This is a genomic window from Pantoea sp. SIMBA_079, assembly GCF_046940275.1.
Taxonomy (GTDB): Bacteria; Pseudomonadota; Gammaproteobacteria; order Enterobacterales; family Enterobacteriaceae; genus Pantoea; species Pantoea borealis.
The window spans coordinates 1-243 of the sequence record NZ_JAWRYR010000803.1 but is presented as its reverse complement, the minus strand read 5'-3'; the positions used below and the strand labels follow the sequence as shown (position 1 = coordinate 243).

1 protein-coding gene is annotated in these 243 nt (G+C 68.3%); it reads left to right on the top strand.

Annotation, left to right across the window (positions count from 1 at the left end; all coding sequences use genetic code 11):
* Positions 1–146: 146 nt before the first annotated feature.
* A partial coding sequence (locus tag SB719_RS22160; RefSeq protein WP_412160035.1) for a hypothetical protein occupies positions 147–243 on the top strand: 97 nt, incomplete at its 3' end.

Here is a 243-nt window from a genome sequence, read left to right as displayed (position 1 = left end):
GATCCAGCCGGTCGACGCCAGCGGCCACCGCGACACCCTGGTGCTGACCTACCGCAGCGGCGCGTTCCAGGGCGAGGACTGAGGCGGGTCGCCGCGGCGATTCGTTACACTGGAAACCGAAAGCAGACGCCAACGGAGTACTTGCGATGAAGCTGGGTTCACTGAAAGAGGGCGGCCGTGACGGCACGCTGATCGTCGTCTCGCGCGACCTTGCCACCGCGGTCCGCGCGACCGGCATCGCCC